This is a genomic window from Legionella yabuuchiae, assembly GCF_900640115.1.
Lineage (GTDB): Bacteria > Pseudomonadota > Gammaproteobacteria > Legionellales > Legionellaceae > Legionella_A > Legionella_A yabuuchiae.
This window is the reverse complement of sequence record NZ_CAAAIW010000012.1, coordinates 63,225-78,417: the sequence shown is the minus strand read 5'-3', so window position 1 is coordinate 78,417 and position 15,193 is coordinate 63,225. Positions and strand designations below refer to the sequence as shown.

Here is a 15,193-nt window from a genome sequence, read left to right as displayed (position 1 = left end):
GGTTTATTATGAAATTCATTCTGATGTCTACGAAGCAATAACCAGAGAAAAACGCATCAAGAAGTGGAACCGACAATGGAAAATAAACCTTATCGAGCAACACAACCCCCAGTGGCTTGATTTGGGCATCGGATTATTTTGATGGATGGTTGCCCGCCTGCGCGGACATGACAGGTTTTTTGTCATGTACAGAGAAAAAAAACTCTATGCATGACAGATTTTTTTGTCATGCATAGAGAAAAATAATGGTACTAAGTACGAATTGCTAGATCCTTAGTTAAACCGACCAGCTTTTAATAATGAGCTTCATGAACAAACCATGTCCGGAGAGCTGAATTTTGCTAGGTAGGTCAATGTTGCCTTTTGAGGTGTAATTAAGGTAATTAATGGTATACCCCGCTTGCTTTAATGTTTTCAAATGATTGTAACGATCGTATTCCGTTGCTTGAACTGACCCTGGTGCTGGTAACGCCCGTACCCAATAATATAAATTACTCACGGGTAATAGAATGCCTGTTTCTTGTAAAAGCAATTGATCGGCACTGCTCGAGGTGACGGTTTTAGGTCCATCTTTATAGGTGATCACCCCACCATGTTTTTCGATCATCACCGTGCCGCCTCCAAGAGGGCCAAACAAGCGTATTTGATATTGCCCCGCTCCTTGCTGTTTCCAATTAACTGAAGCCGTCCATGATTTATTTTTATTTTTTGCCGCCATAGCACCTTTAATGACCCAGGAAGAGACGGTGGCGGTTTTTTCTTCGCGCTCTTTTACCGGGAGGGTTTCATTAACTGGAGCTTCTGCTGCGGGTCGTGGAGGAGCACAAGCTGTCAAGAGACAAAAACTTAAAAGAACAATTTTTTTTGCGGCACTCATGATCGGTTAACTCCCTGTTATTGTTATGTAAAAAAGATAGCTGCCGTTGGATAAAAAATAAATGTTACGCCTATTCCTATTAGAGATACGCAAGATAGTTTTTTAGGAAACAATACGATAGACTGCGTAGATATGCAATTGATACAGTGAAGCATGAACAAAAAAGCGATTTATCCTGGAACGTTTGATCCGATTACTAACGGCCATATTGATCTTATTAAACGAGCGTCTAAGCTTTTCCCTGAACTTATTATCGCAGTTGCAAGCAGCAGCGCGAAGCGTCCTTTTTTTAGTCTTAGTAAACGTATCGAGCTTGTGGAAAAGGCCATTGGTGATCTTCCTGGTGTTAATGTTATGGGATTTGATTCTCTATTAATCCATTTTGCAGAAGAGCAAAACGTAGGGGTAATTTTAAGAGGCTTAAGAGCAGTATCGGATTTTGAATACGAATTCCAGTTAGCGGGCATGAATCGTAAATTATCCACAACCATTGAAACTATGTTTTTGACACCATCGGAAGATTATATGTTTATTTCATCAACATTGGTTCGCGAAATAGCGACCTTAGGAGGTGACGTATCAGAATTTGTTCCAGAAGTTGTGGTAAGAGCACTGCAATCAACATCAGAGCCAAAAAAACCTTAATTTTATTTGTATTGGCTCTTCTAGTAGGTTTAAGCGTAGATTGCTTGGCTAAAAACCCTTCTCCGTTACCTCCAGGCTATGCTGTTGCTAGCGCACATCCTTTAGCCACCCAGGCTGGGCTTGAAATTTTAAGTCAAGGTGGAAACGCATTTGATGCTGCTGTGGCGGTTAGTGCGGCATTGGCGGTGGTTGAGCCTTATCATTCTGGATTAGGTGGTGGTGGTTTTTGGCTGTTACATGTTGAAAAAACGAAGAAAGATATTTTCATTGACGGTAGGGAAGTTGCCCCTCTGGCTGCGACACCCAATATGTTTTTAGATGCGAAAGGCAATCCGATACAGGGATTATCCTTAAACGGGGGCCTATCGGCAGCCATTCCTGGTGAACCCGCAGCACTGGTTAAAATAGCTCAAGATTATGGGCACTTGCCGCTAGCTAAATCACTTGAGCCTGCCATTAGACTTGCTGAAGAAGGGTTTGTTGTTGATCATCATCTGGTCCATTTTTTCCACATGGGTGATCGCCTTGAGCAATTGAAACAATTTCCGGGCTCCGCTGCGGTTTTTTTAAAGGAGGGTAATAAACCTTATCAAGTTGGTGAGCGTTTATACCAGCGAGATTTAGCAAAAACCTTACGAAAACTTGCTGAGGAGGGCAAAAAAGGATTTTATCAAGGTGAAGTTGCTGAGAAATTAGTTCGCTCAGTGAATCAGGCCGGAGGAATTTGGACATTGCAGGATCTTAAGCAATACGAGATCAAAGTAAGGCAGCCTTACGAAGGGTATTTTCATCAAATACATGTGATATCTGCTCCCTTGCCTTCTGCAGGGGGGGTGGGTTTAATTACGATGTTAAATATTTTATCGGCGTATCCTTTGGAGCGTTTAACTAAAGCACAGTGGATACACTATGTGGTTGAAGCCATGCGCCTTACCTATTGGCAGCGTGCTGAATTATTAGCCGATCCAGATTTTGTTAAGGTTTCAATCAACGCCTTATTATCCCAAAAGAACGCGGATTATCTGCGTTCTTTTATTAAACCCAATCAGGCCACGGCAAATTCAATCTTGAGCGCGAAGCAGCCACAAAACGAGCATCACGATACGACTCATTTTTCTATTTTAGATGGCGAAGGAAATCGCGTAGCAGCAACCCTGACAATTAATTTTATTTTTGGCTCAAGCGTTGTTGCAGAAGGGACTGGAGTGCTGCTAAATGATGAAATGGATGATTTTGTTATCAAGCCCGGAGTTAAAAATGTGTTTGGTTTAATTGGCAACGATAAAAACGGAATAGAACCAGGAAAACGTCCTCTTTCAAGCATGGCCCCTACGTTTCTTGAGTTGCCTAATAGACTCGCTATTTTAGGGACGCCAGGTGGAAGTCGAATTCCGACCATGGTTTTATTAGCGTCGCTTGCGTTTCATGACTCATATGGCGCCATTCGAATGGTTTCTGAAATGCGATTCCATCATCAGTATCGTCCGGATTGGCTGATGTTTGAACCCGACGCCATCCCACCGGATACTCAGAATGAGTTAAAACAAATGGGATATACGCTTCGGCAGCTTGATCAATATTACGGAGATATGCAAGCCATTACTTGGGATTATGAGCTCAATCTCATTACCCCAGCGTCCGATCCAAGAAATATTGGTCAAGCTACAGTTGTGACCAACGAGAAAAAACAGGGTTATGGATTAATGCATTGATGCATCATAGGCCTTAATGTCTAAATTATTGTTCTTCTCCCACAAGCTGTTCCATTACTTTGTGGGTTCGCTCAATAAGCTCCTCCTTATTATCTAGAGTGTACTTTGATGCGTCAATGGGTTCGCCAATATGTACTTCAGCGGTCTGGTTAATATTAAATTGATAGGTTTTGGCAGGTAGGATTTGAAAGGCACCGCGTATTCCAATCGGAATAATCGTGGCTTGCGCTTGAATGGCTGTGATAAACGCCCCTTTTTTAAATTTGGATAATTTTCCATCGCGAGAGCGGGTGCCTTCAGGGGCTATCCACATCACAATACCGCTGTCCATGAGTTTACGTGCGTATTCTAAATCTTTAATAGCCTGAGCGCGATTTTTCCTATCTACAAATGGAAACTCAGCCGCTTTCATACCCCCAGCCATGATCGGAACCTTGGACATTTCTTTTTTAGCGAGCATGCGAATACTAACATCTGGAAACGCTTTAAGACTGATTGGGATATCATACAAACTGGTATGGTTACACATAATAATCGTAGGTTCGTTTTCTTTAGGCTTAACATCATGCGGGTTGATGACCTTTACCTTCACTCGTACTAACTTTAAAATACGATCGACCCAGTTTTGCATGGTTTTATCAACCCAGCTGCGATTGATGGTGCCCGTTATTTTTCTGAAAATGGCTTTTATACAAGTCATTGCAGTGTAACAAACAGAAAAAATCATTATCCACAAAGTATGTGTCTTGCTGGCTTTCATAGGTATACCCTAAACAAACGTGAGCTCGATCCAAATGAATTTAGAATAATACTCGATGTAATTCTGATTGCCCATAAGTTTTTCAGAATAGCCTCTGTACATAACAGGTTTTTTTGTCATGTACAGAGCAGAATAGCATGTACAAAAGATCCCAGGTGCTAATAGAGATATTCTTCAGATAGCGCGGTGTCTTAAGTCCTTTACCAAAGGTTGGCATTGTGGGCAAAACGTTGATCGACGTCCTGAAATCATTACCGCTTGGATAATGGTGCCACACGTCCCACAAGGTAGATCTTGACGGCCATAGACTTTTAGCTGCTGTGAAAAATACCCGGGTTTACCATCGGAAGAGTAAAAGTCTTTTAATGTGGTTCCACCGGCATCAAGAGCATCATTTAATACCAATTTAATAGAGTGAATTAAGTTGGCAAGTTTATTTGTCGAAACCTTTCCTGCGGGGGTTAAGGGATGGATTCCACTGATAAATAAACTTTCAGACGCATAAATATTCCCTACCCCAACCACAATATGGTTATCCATAATAAAAGATTTGATGCACTGTTTTTTATGCATGGCTTTCTTAGCTAAATAATCTACGTTGAAAAATTCAGTTAATGGCTCTGGGCCTAATGTTGCTAAACGAGGATGGGCTAATGGCTCGTTTGCGGTAAAAAGCCAAAGGCCAAAACGACGGGGGTCATGGTAGCGTAAACGTCTTCGATTAGAGAGAACAACTTCCACATGATCGTGTTTTTTTAAGGCGCTGTTTTCATTGAGAACTCTAAGATTTCCAGACATCCCTAAATGAATTAAGATGCTGCCTTGAGTTAGCTTTAAAATAAGGTATTTTGAGCGGCGAGTAATATCAATAATGGTTTTCCCTATACAAAGATTAGGAAACTCATCTGGAATTGGTATACGCAAAGAAGGTTGATGAATAATAACTTGCGTTATAGATTGATCAATGAGATGGGGGTATAACCCCCGTCTTGTGGTTTCGACCTCGGGTAATTCAGGCATTGTTTACAAATTTAACTCTGAAGATTATGAACGGTCTTTATCATTATGTTCAATAATGCGACCATTCTTTTTTTTGGGGGAATGACTGGGAAAAAAATAACTTTTTACAAAGTACACTAACCAGATAATTCCTCCAATGACAATACCCCAGACTAAAACATAAGAGAACATAATCAGTAAGCCAATTGCCAGAGCTATTCCAATTCCTAAAATAATAAAGGGAATTAACTGCTCCAGGATGTTTTGAAGTTTTTTATCCATAGCTTGCCTTTGCAGAAATCAAAAAAAGTAAGGCGAATCAATACAAAGCGATGTATGAGTAGCCATTAAAGTATTACACTCGAAATTATGCGTTACAATTAGAATACTTGCAAATCGATTTGCATAAAAACTGTGGTATAATATAAATTAACTTGCTATTTTTATACAAGGATTGTTTTTCCTGTGGAGTGTTTATGCTTTATGGTTTGTTAAACTTATCGTTTTGGGGGTATGTTGTTGCAACCCTTATTTTGACACAAATAACGATTGCTTCGGTTACGTTGTATTTGCATCGTTATCAAACTCACCGAGCCTTGACGCTCCATCCCATCGTGAGCCATTTTTTCCGTCTCTGGCTTTGGTTAACTACCGGGATGGTTACGGCAGAATGGGTGGCAATTCATCGTAAGCATCATGCGACAACGGATATCGAAGGCGACCCTCATAGCCCTAAAGTTCTTGGTTTGAAAAAAGTCTTTTGGCAGGGTGCGGAATTGTATCGCCAAGCCTCCAAAGACAAAGCGATGATAGAAAAATACTCTCATGGCACGCCAAAGGACTGGATCGAGCGAAATTTATATTCACGTTATTCTGCCATGGGTATCGTGTTAATGTTTCTAATTAATGTTCTGTTATTTGGTGTGCCTGGTATTACCATTTGGGCGATTCAAATGATTTGGATTCCTGTTTGGGCCGCTGGCGTGGTCAATGGTGTCGGTCATTTCTGGGGGTATCGTAATTTTGAATGCCCTGATGCTGCGACCAACATTTTCCCTTGGGGGTTGTGGATCGGGGGAGAAGAGCTTCATAACAACCACCACACGTTTGCTTCTTCAGCTAAGTTTTCAGTAAAGTGGTGGGAGTTTGATATTGGCTGGTTTTATATTCGCTGCTTATCTTTGCTAGGCTTAGCCAAAGTTAAAAAATTACCACCAAAATTAGCGCGTAAAGAAGGCAAGCTCCAAGTTGATTTAGATACCGTAAAGGCCGTTATTTCAAATCGTTTTCAGGTCATGTCTCAGTATTACAAACAAGTCATTCGCCCAATTTTACGCCACGAAAAGCGTTTTGGCTTGGAAAGCCCTAAAGACAGAAGACTATTTGCACGAGCAGGTTGTTTACTGCGTCGTCAGGAGAAGCTGTTGTCGCCGAGAGCGAAAACACGCCTGCAAGCATTGCTAGGACGTTATGAAAATCTTCGTTTGGTGTATCATTACCGTCAATCTCTACAAAATATCTGGACTAAAACCGCTTCTTCTCAGAAAGAATTGATTGAAGCGTTGCAGCAGTGGTGTAAGCAAGCTGAGGAATCGGGCTTAGATGTTCTCCATCAATTTGCCCAGCAGATAAAAGGTTACGTTCCTAAGCAAACGCTTGCTTAATCAATCTATTTCTCCGAGTCTTGAGTGTGGCTCGGAGGATTTGACATTATAAACATTTCGTCCATTATAATAGTTTCCAACAGTCAAGATTGTCTGATAACGACAAAATCAAACGACACATATGTCTAAAAGATCAGGAATCTACAGCCGCCCTTGTGGCAAATTATTCTATCGTTTATCGCAATAAATAGGAGAGGGTTATGGAGCAAAGGATTGCTATAGTTACCGGCGGAACTGGGGGCATTGGTACCGCTATCAGCCAAAGGCTATCAAAGAATTTTCAAGTGGTCGCTTGCTATTTTAAAAACGGCAATCATAACGAAGCGAACGCCTGGCAAAAAAAACAAAAAGAAACGGGATATGATATCGATATTCTGTACGGAGACATTAGTAACTTTGATGATTGCGCGAAGCTTGTCTCGTTAGTGAAAGAGCGATATGGCCGTATTGATATACTGGTTAATAATGCAGGCGTAACCTGTGATACCACACTTAAAAAAATGCAGCCAGAGCAGTGGCACAAAGTCATCGATGCTAACTTAAATAGCGCTTATAATATGACAAGAAATGTTCTGCCTACCATGATTGATGAGGGATATGGCCGTATTATTTCCATATCCTCCATCAATGGCCGAAAAGGACAAATTGGCCAATGCAATTATGCCGCAACAAAAGCTGCTTTATTTGGCTTTACGAAAAGCCTTGCACAAGAAGTCGCTCATAAAGGAATCACTGTTAATACCATATCGCCGGGCTACATCGAAACGCCGATGTTGGCTTCGATGAAAGAAGAAGTTTTAAATGCCATTAAAGCAAACATTCCCATAGGCCGTTTAGGTAAACCCGAAGAGATTGCGTCTGCGGTTGCTTTTTTAGCCTCAGAGGAATCAGGATTTATCACTGGCGCCAATTTGGATGTGAATGGTGGTCAATACATGTAACTTAAATTCAGCAATTTCCACTCATTTGCGAGCGGCAGCTTTGTGGGTGGGAATTGTGGATGGCTAACAATAGGATGAATTATGAATGACAAGGTAGTATTAATAACAGGGGGTATTGGAGATATTGGTACTGCTGTGGTCAAGGAATTGTGCCCGCTATATAGGGCTGTGATCGCTCTAGATGTTCTTGCGCCTGAGCAGGCTAAGGGGTGGCTAGAGAAAAGGAGAGATGAAGGACTTGAAAACGCGCATTATCGCCAAATGGATGTAACTCATTTTAACGAGTGCCAGGGAGTCATCGATGCAATTTTCCAGGAGTTTGGACGCATTGATGTGTTAATCAATAATGCTGGCATTACGCGCGACGCAGTATTTTACAAAATGACTAAAGAGCAATGGGATGAAGTCCTTCGAGTCAATCTTGATGGGATGTTTAATGTTACACGGGCAGTGGTCGGTTATCTACGCGATCAAGAATGGGGTAGGATCTTGAATGTGTCTTCAGTCAACGCTCAAAAAGGCCAATTCTCACAAGCTAATTATGCGGCATCAAAAGCGGGCATTTATGGATTTACCAAAAGCCTTGCACAAGAACTGATGGCTAAAAATATTACCGTAAATAGTATTTCTCCTGGCTATGTCGATACCCACCTTATGGCGGATATAAGACCGGATATTTTGGAAGAGATTATTGAGCAGATTCCTGCGAAACGATTAGCAAGACCTGAGGAGATTGCCTGGGCGATTAGGTTTTTGATCGATGAGCGAAGCAGTTATATGACTGGGGCAAACTTAAGCATTAATGGCGGTTTGCATATGTATTAATTGACTTGAAGCACATAATGACTCGACTAATTAAAAAATATAAGAATCGCAGATTGTACGATATGGAAAAAAGTCAGTACATCACCATTGAAGATCTACAGCGATATGTCGTTGAAGGCCTCGATTTTGAGGTCATTGAAGCTACGACTGAAAAAGACATTACAAACACAACCTTATTGCAGATTTTAGTAGAATCTGAAACTGGTACGACTCAGTTTTTATCCTCAGAAATACTTCGACAATTAATAATTCTGGCTCACCACCCGATGAACGCGTCCCTAAAAACCATGCTTGAGGAGATGATGCGCTTTATACGCTCTCAAGCGGAGTCTAATCCCTATTTTGCTCAATATCAAAAAGCAGGGAGTGCTTATCAAAAGCAAATGCAGCAGTTTTTCTTACAATGGCAGGACTTTTTTAAACAATAATGGTGCAATGCAAAAAAATAATTTGACAAAAAAATTAAATTTCCTCTATAATTATATTGTGCACTGCAACATAACGGGAGAGAGTAATGAATCAAGAATATTTTGAACGCGTATCTAATTTGGCTAAAAAAGTACAAGAGCCTTTGAAAGAAATGACTGAGCTGAACATCAAAACGTTGCAAAGCTTTTCTTACATAAAGCCTGAAGAGCTGACGAACGTTAAAAAGCCAGAACAAGTATTTGAAAAACAAATTGAATTGGCGGTTGAAAACGGACACAAAGCGTTGGATTACATGAAGCAATCGTTTCAAATCTATGAAAAGGCAATGCTCTCTTTTTTAGAAGAGGCTAAAAAAGCTGAAAAAGCAACGACGGGTTCTAAGAAATAATTAACCTAGATTAAAAAGACCCGCAATCGCGGGTTTTTTACGTCCAATGAGCTTCTAACCTTCTACATGAGTCCATTTAATCAGTCCCTCTCGGAGGTCGATGAACCGGTAAATCTGTCAGGCAAATAGGTGGGTAACACTTGGTTGTTACGTTCTAAACAATATCATCCATTTCTTCTGCAGTAGGAATAGCCACCTTCGCTTTTTTAAATACATATTTTCCAGGAGCATCCATAATTGGCTTGTAAGGAAGTGTCTGAATATCGGGCGCGTTAATTAAACGACCGGATTCTTTTTTCAACCAACTTACCCATTCTGGCCACCAAGAGCCTTTATGATGGGTGGCATTCGCAAGCCATGTTTCAGGGTTTTTTGCAGGATATGGGTTTGTATAATAGCCATATTTTTCACTGCCGGGCGGGATAATAATTCCAGCAATGTGTCCCGAGCCGCCCAAAAGAAATTTTTTCCGTCCTTTAACTGCTTGGTAGCCCAAAAACGTTGTTTCCCAAGGCGCTATATGATCTTTTTTAGTGGAAACAAAGAAGGTTGGAATGTCAATTTTAGTCATATCCAACGGAGTATTGTTTAATTTAATTGTTCCAGGCTTAATTAACTTATTGTGTAAATACATCCAGCGCAAATATTGCGAATGCATTTTAGCGGGCATATTGGTTGCATCGGCGTTCCAAAATAAAATATCAAAGGGAACTGGCGCTTTTCCGCGTAAGTAATGTTTAATAAAAAACGACCAAATCAAGTCGGAGGCTCGTAGCGAATTAAACGCATTTGCCATAAACTGACCTTCTAGATATCCGGTTTCTTTCATGCGTTTTTCAAGGGCTTTTACTTGCTCTTCATCAATAAACACGGAAATATCACCGGGATCACTGAAGTCAATTAAAGAAGCCAAGAAGGTTGCTGAACGAATAGGATTCATTGACTTCGCTTTGTAATAAGCTAGCAGTGTTGCAAGCAACGTTCCTCCGATACAAAACCCCAAGGCATTCACTTGTTTTACATTAAGCTGTTTTTGTATGACTTCAATAGCGGTCATTGGCCCTTCGTTCATATAGTCAAAAAAACCTTTATCGGCGTGTCGTTTATCGGGGTTCACCCAAGAAATAATGAATACGGTTATTCCTTGGCTTACTAGCCAACGCACAAACGAGTTATGCTGACTCAAATCTAAAATATAATATTTATTAATCCAGGGCGGGATCATTAGAAGAGGTATGGATTTGACCTTAGGAGTAGCGGGGGTGAACTGGATTAATTCGATTAACTCGTTCCTGTAGATGACTTTACCTGGCGTTACGGCAACATTACCGCCAACGCTAAAGGCATTCATGTCCGTCATTTTCATGATGAGACGTGCGGAGCCTGCTTCAAGATCACTTAAAAAATTATCAAGCCCACGTAATAAATTCTTTCCGTTGCTGCTTAATGTCTCCGCCATTAATTGAGGATTCGTGGGGATAAAATTATCTGGAGATAACGCGTCCATCAATTGTCGTGCGAAAAAGCGAACTCTTCTAGCTAAGTACTTATCGCCAAAGTCAATTTTTTCTAGGAGGGAATTAAAATGTTCGCTGGCTAGAAGATACTGCTGGCTTAACATATTAAAGAAAGGATTTTGAACCCACTCCTCTCCTTGAAATCGTTTGTCCTGAATTGGCAACGATTCCCCTTTGAGCCATTGGTTCAGTTGGTCCGTTAATAAGGTAGCAGCGTCTTGCCAATAGGCGAGTTGCATCAGCCAAATTTTTTCAGGATTTTTTGAAAATGCAACCAACATCGCATGATAGTCTTCTAGCATAGCCATGAGCTTTTCAACAAACATTGGCACTTGTTCAGGTTGTTCTTTTAAACTACCAAGAAGTTGTAGACCCTTATTTGCAATCGACTGCATCAGATCACTGATTTCATTATCCTGATACACACATCCTCCTTCGCTACGCGGTTCATGTTCGGATCGATGTCCCAAACTAGGGTCTGTTGACATTTGACCTACCTCCTACGTATATGGACTCATCCTCTCTATTACCGGCTACTAAAATGAACCAAAATGGTAGGATTATGAAACCTTATCGGAAGAAGAGTCCAATGAACAATGTTACTTTACTAGGTATAGATTTGGCAAAAGATGTTTTCCAATTGCATGGAGTCAATGAGCATGAGAAAAAGGTACTTGGCAAAAAATAAGTAGAACTGAGCGGCCTAAATTCATTGCAAATTTACCTTCGGCACGATAAGGAGACGAAGCGCGAATATCATCAGGGCCCGAGCGCATAAAAATTAAGTCGCTCATAAATGGTCGGATATACGTATGCAAATACTTCTTTTTTCACCAGCTTATTACTGGCAAAAACGGATGAGTCCATATAAGACCCTAGTCGATCTACAGTCTGAGTATTAGTATTTTGATTACCTATAACATTTGGCGTATAATTGCGCACACTAGCCAATTATAGAGCCACTAACTCCCATGCCTACTCAACTTAGAGAATTAATTGATAATCAAGACGTCACTGCGTTGAGGGCGTTTATTGCTGAGCATGAGGAATTAAATTACGCATCGATTAGCTCCAACGGCGCATCAGCGCTTTGGTGGGCTTTGATGCCCCCCAAAGGCAAATCCGTATCTTATGAGGTGGTTGAGTGTCTGCTTGATTATATCAAGGGAGACGGCACATCTCTTATTAACCCCACGCAACCGCTTGCCGGCCTAACACCGCGGCAATACATAGTTGCGCACAATCAGGAAAACGCGCTAAACGATATTTTAAGAACAGTAACAGCGGCTGAAAACCAATATCAGCGCCCAACCCTCCTTCAAGCACAGACAGGCCTTGCCGCACTGGCTGATGACGATCAAAATATCCATGACCCCAGGATTAGTCAACTTGCCCGCAAAAACACCATTCAACTGTACGAGCATTACATTGAGGACACAGGCTATGCACTTGATGAAGAAGTATGCCAAAAGACTTTTAAAGAAATAACCTCTTTTATTGAAAACCACCCGAGCCTACGCGCTGATAAAGTGACACAAATGAAAGAAGGGCTGGGTTATTGTTTTAACACGCCGACGCAATTTAGTTTTAGAAACGGTCAAGATGGCACGAATGATGAATTTAGTCTCACTCTTGCACAGTTGACTAGTCTCGTTTGGCTAGCTGCCAATGAAAAAGAAGAACGCCTACTTCCTGAAGACAGCGATGATAAAGATGGCGTTTTGCGCCTTGAAGCAAGAAAAGTAGCGCTTTTAAATACGCTTTATGATAACGCTACAGCTTATGGCCAAGGCCGCCACAGTTGCGCCGGTGGCGCTTGCCATCGTTTGGGCTCATCACTGGCATCGCTGCATCGTTTAGTGGATGCCTTTCCTGCGGACGTAAAGCTAACAGGCGATGCGGCAAATATCGTTACCATTCGCGTCCTAGGCGAAGCGCTGGGCGAGTTATTACAAGAAAATCCCGAGCATCATTTGGCCTTAGTGCGTTATTTCTCGTTTGAAGACTATGACCAGGAAGAGAAAGATAAAGAAACATACAGTAAGTTTATTGAAGCGCGAGCAGCGACCCTTGCACAAACGTTAGCTGATGAGAATATTGCGGAAGAACAAATTGCAGCTACGATTGGGACCATCCGTGGAGATTATGCTGCCTATCCGCTTTCATGCCACAAAATAAGCCATCAGTTATCTGCTTTAATGAGGGCCTATGAAAAAGAAAAGCTGGATAAGACGATATTTTTTGAAGAGAAACCGGCACAAGAGATAATGAATCAGGGCATTCAGTGCCTGGCTGAGTATTTAAAAGAAAAAGAAGTATTTAGTAAGCTGCTTGAAGCCCATGGTTATAATCCTAGCCTTGATGAGAAGGCAGCCTTAGCAAAAGAGTTTATTACCCAATGGTTTCAGCAAAAAACGTCTGAAGGTGCGGCGATAGACATCAGTAATTTTCTTAAAAATAACCTTCAGGAAGAACAATTAGCCTTCCCTGCGCAATGCTTTTATCTTGCTTATTTTAAAAGCCAACAAGCCATTATGGCAGAAAACAATCCTCACCAGGCGTTATGGTTAAGTCAACTTACCAATCAACAGATTATCGCTTTGATGAGCGGGGTTGCGCAAAATAAGGAGGGTCAAATTGGCCAACAAGACCTTGCACTGCTTCCCTTGCTAGTAGAAGAAGCCTTGCTTCAGGGAGTGACCGCGAACTTAAGCCTTCAAGGGATAAGCTTTAAACATATGGACTTAAGAGGTCATGATTTCTTCGGTGTGAATTTAGATAATGCGCGCTTTATTGACTGCTTATTGCCCATTAACGCAAACCCCGCCAGTTGCGAGGCGATACATCTTGAAGATTGCCACTTGCCACTGATTACAAGCGATGCGCCGGCAATTGCTATTGCCGAGTTATTTGAATGCCGCCCACTGTCTAAATTAACGCTCGCGCTTTACCTTAAAAAAGTTAACTCAGTAGATGATTTAAAGGCATGGGGTAAATATGGCGTTACCGCGTTGATATTGGCGGCCCGGCTCGGACATACAGAAGCCGTGAACGCCATTCTTGCAAGCCAGCATTGTGACAGCGAGGTTTTAAAGGCGCAGGATATAGATGGTGATACTGCGTTGTTATGGGCGGCCGGGTGTGGACATACAGAAGTGGTGAACGCCATTCTTGCAAGCCAGCATTGTGATAGCGAGGTTTTAAAGGCTCAGGATATAGATGGTGATACGGCGTTGATATGGGCGGCCAATTGTAGACAAACTGAAGTAGTAAAAGCCATTCTTGCAAGCCAGCATTGTGATAGCGAGGTCTTAAAGGCGCGGGGTGAATATGGCAATACCGCATTGATATGGGCGGCCCAGCATGGACAAACTGAAGCCGTGAACGCCATTCTTGCAAGCCATCATTGTGATAGCGAGGTTTTAAAGGCGCAGGACAAAGATGGCAATACCGCATTGATATGGGCGGCCCGCGAAAAACATACAGAAGCCGTGAACGCCATTCTTAAAAGCCAGCATTGTGATAGCGAGGTTTTAAAGGCGCAGGACAAAGATGGCAATACCGCTTTGATTTCGGCAGTCCGGTACGGACATACAGAAGCCGTGAACGCCATTCTTACAAGCCCGCATTGCAATAGCGAGGTTTTAAAGGCGCAAGATAAAGATGATTATACCGCGTTGATTTTGGCGGCCCATGAAGGACATACAGAAGCCGTGAACGCCATTCTTACAAGCCCGCATTGTAATAGCGAGGCTTTAAAGGCGCAGAATAATTACGGCAATACCGCGTTGATTTCGGCGGCCCGCGCAGGACAAACTGAAGCAGTAAAAGCCATTCTTGCAAGCCAGCATTGCAATAGCGAGGTTTTAAAGGCGCAGGGCAGATGGGGCGATACCGCGTTGACATTGGCGGTCCGCCATGGACATACAGAAGCCGTGAACACCATTCTTGCAAGCCAACATTGCAATAGCGAGGTTTTAAAGGCGCAGAATAAAGATGGCAATACCGCGTTGATTTTGGCGGTCCGGCGCGGACATACAGAAGCCGTGAGCGCCATTCTTGCAAGCAAGCATTGTGATGGCGAGGTTTTAAAGGCGCAGGATAAAGATGGCAAAACCGCGTTGCTATTGGCGGCCCGACACGGACATACAGAAGCAGTAAAAGCCATTCTTGCAAGCCAGCATTGCAATAGCGAGGCTTTAAAGGCGCAGGATGATAATGGCAATACCGCAGCAGCAACGCTGTCTGGCGTCGGTTTATTCGCTGCTGGCGCCCATAACCACGAGACCCGCCAATCAAGTCATTCATCACCACCTGAAGCAGGATCTGACGAAACACCTACTGCTGTTAATAAGCAGTAACGACATTAATTTGTTTCATGCGTGAAAAACCTAGCATTTTGATTATCTATAATAGCTGGTTTATAATTACACATA

13 protein-coding genes are annotated in these 15,193 nt (G+C 42.1%); 8 read left to right on the top strand and 5 right to left on the bottom strand.

Features of this window, described 5'->3' with window-relative positions; all coding sequences use genetic code 11:
- Positions 1-277: 277 nt before the first annotated feature.
- A complete protein-coding gene (gene lolB, locus E1O47_RS06325) occupies positions 278-877 on the bottom strand; it encodes a lipoprotein insertase outer membrane protein LolB (RefSeq protein WP_133130415.1) in 600 nt (199 codons plus the stop codon).
- Between the two features lie 153 nt (positions 878-1,030).
- Here lolB and coaD point away from each other — a divergent pair, with 153 nt between their 5' ends.
- Positions 1,031-1,522, top strand: coding sequence for a pantetheine-phosphate adenylyltransferase (gene coaD, locus E1O47_RS06320; protein ID WP_133130414.1), 492 nt, complete (start codon positions 1,031-1,033; stop codon positions 1,520-1,522).
- Positions 1,523-1,566: 44 nt separating this feature from the next.
- Positions 1,567-3,234, top strand: coding sequence for a gamma-glutamyltransferase (ggt, locus tag E1O47_RS06315; protein WP_242602033.1), 1,668 nt, complete (start codon positions 1,567-1,569; stop codon positions 3,232-3,234).
- A gap of 25 nt (positions 3,235-3,259) precedes the next feature.
- Here the strand turns inward: ggt and E1O47_RS06310 are convergent, their stop codons facing one another.
- The 3 genes from E1O47_RS06310 to E1O47_RS06300 form a co-directional block, all read right to left on the bottom strand.
- Positions 3,260-3,994 carry a lysophospholipid acyltransferase family protein gene (locus E1O47_RS06310; RefSeq protein WP_133130412.1) on the bottom strand — a complete coding sequence of 245 codons (735 nt, stop codon included), beginning with the start codon at positions 3,992-3,994 and terminating at the stop codon, positions 3,260-3,262.
- Between the two features lie 174 nt (positions 3,995-4,168).
- Positions 4,169-5,014 (bottom strand): bifunctional DNA-formamidopyrimidine glycosylase/DNA-(apurinic or apyrimidinic site) lyase, encoded by an 846-nt coding sequence (mutM, locus tag E1O47_RS06305; RefSeq protein ID WP_133130411.1) that lies wholly within the window; start codon positions 5,012-5,014, stop codon positions 4,169-4,171.
- A gap of 24 nt (positions 5,015-5,038) precedes the next feature.
- Positions 5,039-5,275 carry a hypothetical protein gene (locus E1O47_RS06300; RefSeq protein WP_133130410.1) on the bottom strand — a complete coding sequence of 79 codons (237 nt, stop codon included), beginning with the start codon at positions 5,273-5,275 and terminating at the stop codon, positions 5,039-5,041.
- 194 nt (positions 5,276-5,469) lie between these two features.
- Between E1O47_RS06300 and E1O47_RS06295 the strand changes: the two genes are divergently transcribed.
- The 5 genes from E1O47_RS06295 (at position 5,470) to E1O47_RS06275 (ending at position 9,240) form a co-directional block, all read left to right on the top strand.
- Positions 5,470-6,657, top strand: coding sequence for a DesA family fatty acid desaturase (locus E1O47_RS06295; RefSeq protein WP_133130409.1), 1,188 nt, complete (start codon positions 5,470-5,472; stop codon positions 6,655-6,657).
- A gap of 200 nt (positions 6,658-6,857) precedes the next feature.
- The gene (gene phbB / locus E1O47_RS06290; protein ID WP_133130408.1) at positions 6,858-7,598 is read left to right on the top strand and encodes an acetoacetyl-CoA reductase; all 741 of its coding nucleotides are present in this window, start codon (positions 6,858-6,860) and stop codon (positions 7,596-7,598) included.
- Between the two features lie 78 nt (positions 7,599-7,676).
- Entirely contained in the window at positions 7,677-8,423 is a 747-nt protein-coding gene (phbB, locus tag E1O47_RS06285; protein ID WP_133130407.1) for an acetoacetyl-CoA reductase, read from the top strand.
- A gap of 17 nt (positions 8,424-8,440) precedes the next feature.
- The gene (locus tag E1O47_RS06280; RefSeq protein WP_133130406.1) at positions 8,441-8,851 is read left to right on the top strand and encodes a polyhydroxyalkanoate synthesis regulator DNA-binding domain-containing protein; all 411 of its coding nucleotides are present in this window, start codon (positions 8,441-8,443) and stop codon (positions 8,849-8,851) included.
- 86 nt (positions 8,852-8,937) lie between these two features.
- Positions 8,938-9,240 (top strand): phasin family protein, encoded by a 303-nt coding sequence (locus E1O47_RS06275; RefSeq protein ID WP_133130405.1) that lies wholly within the window; start codon positions 8,938-8,940, stop codon positions 9,238-9,240.
- A gap of 154 nt (positions 9,241-9,394) precedes the next feature.
- On the opposite strand, the gene E1O47_RS06270 is transcribed toward E1O47_RS06275, so the two are convergent.
- Complete coding sequence (locus E1O47_RS06270) at positions 9,395-11,182, bottom strand: PHA/PHB synthase family protein (protein ID WP_133130422.1); 1,788 nt, start codon at positions 11,180-11,182, stop codon at positions 9,395-9,397.
- Between the two features lie 546 nt (positions 11,183-11,728).
- Between E1O47_RS06270 and E1O47_RS06265 the strand changes: the two genes are divergently transcribed.
- Entirely contained in the window at positions 11,729-15,118 is a 3,390-nt protein-coding gene (locus E1O47_RS06265; protein WP_133130404.1) for an ankyrin repeat domain-containing protein, read from the top strand.
- Positions 15,119-15,193: the final 75 nt, after the last annotated feature.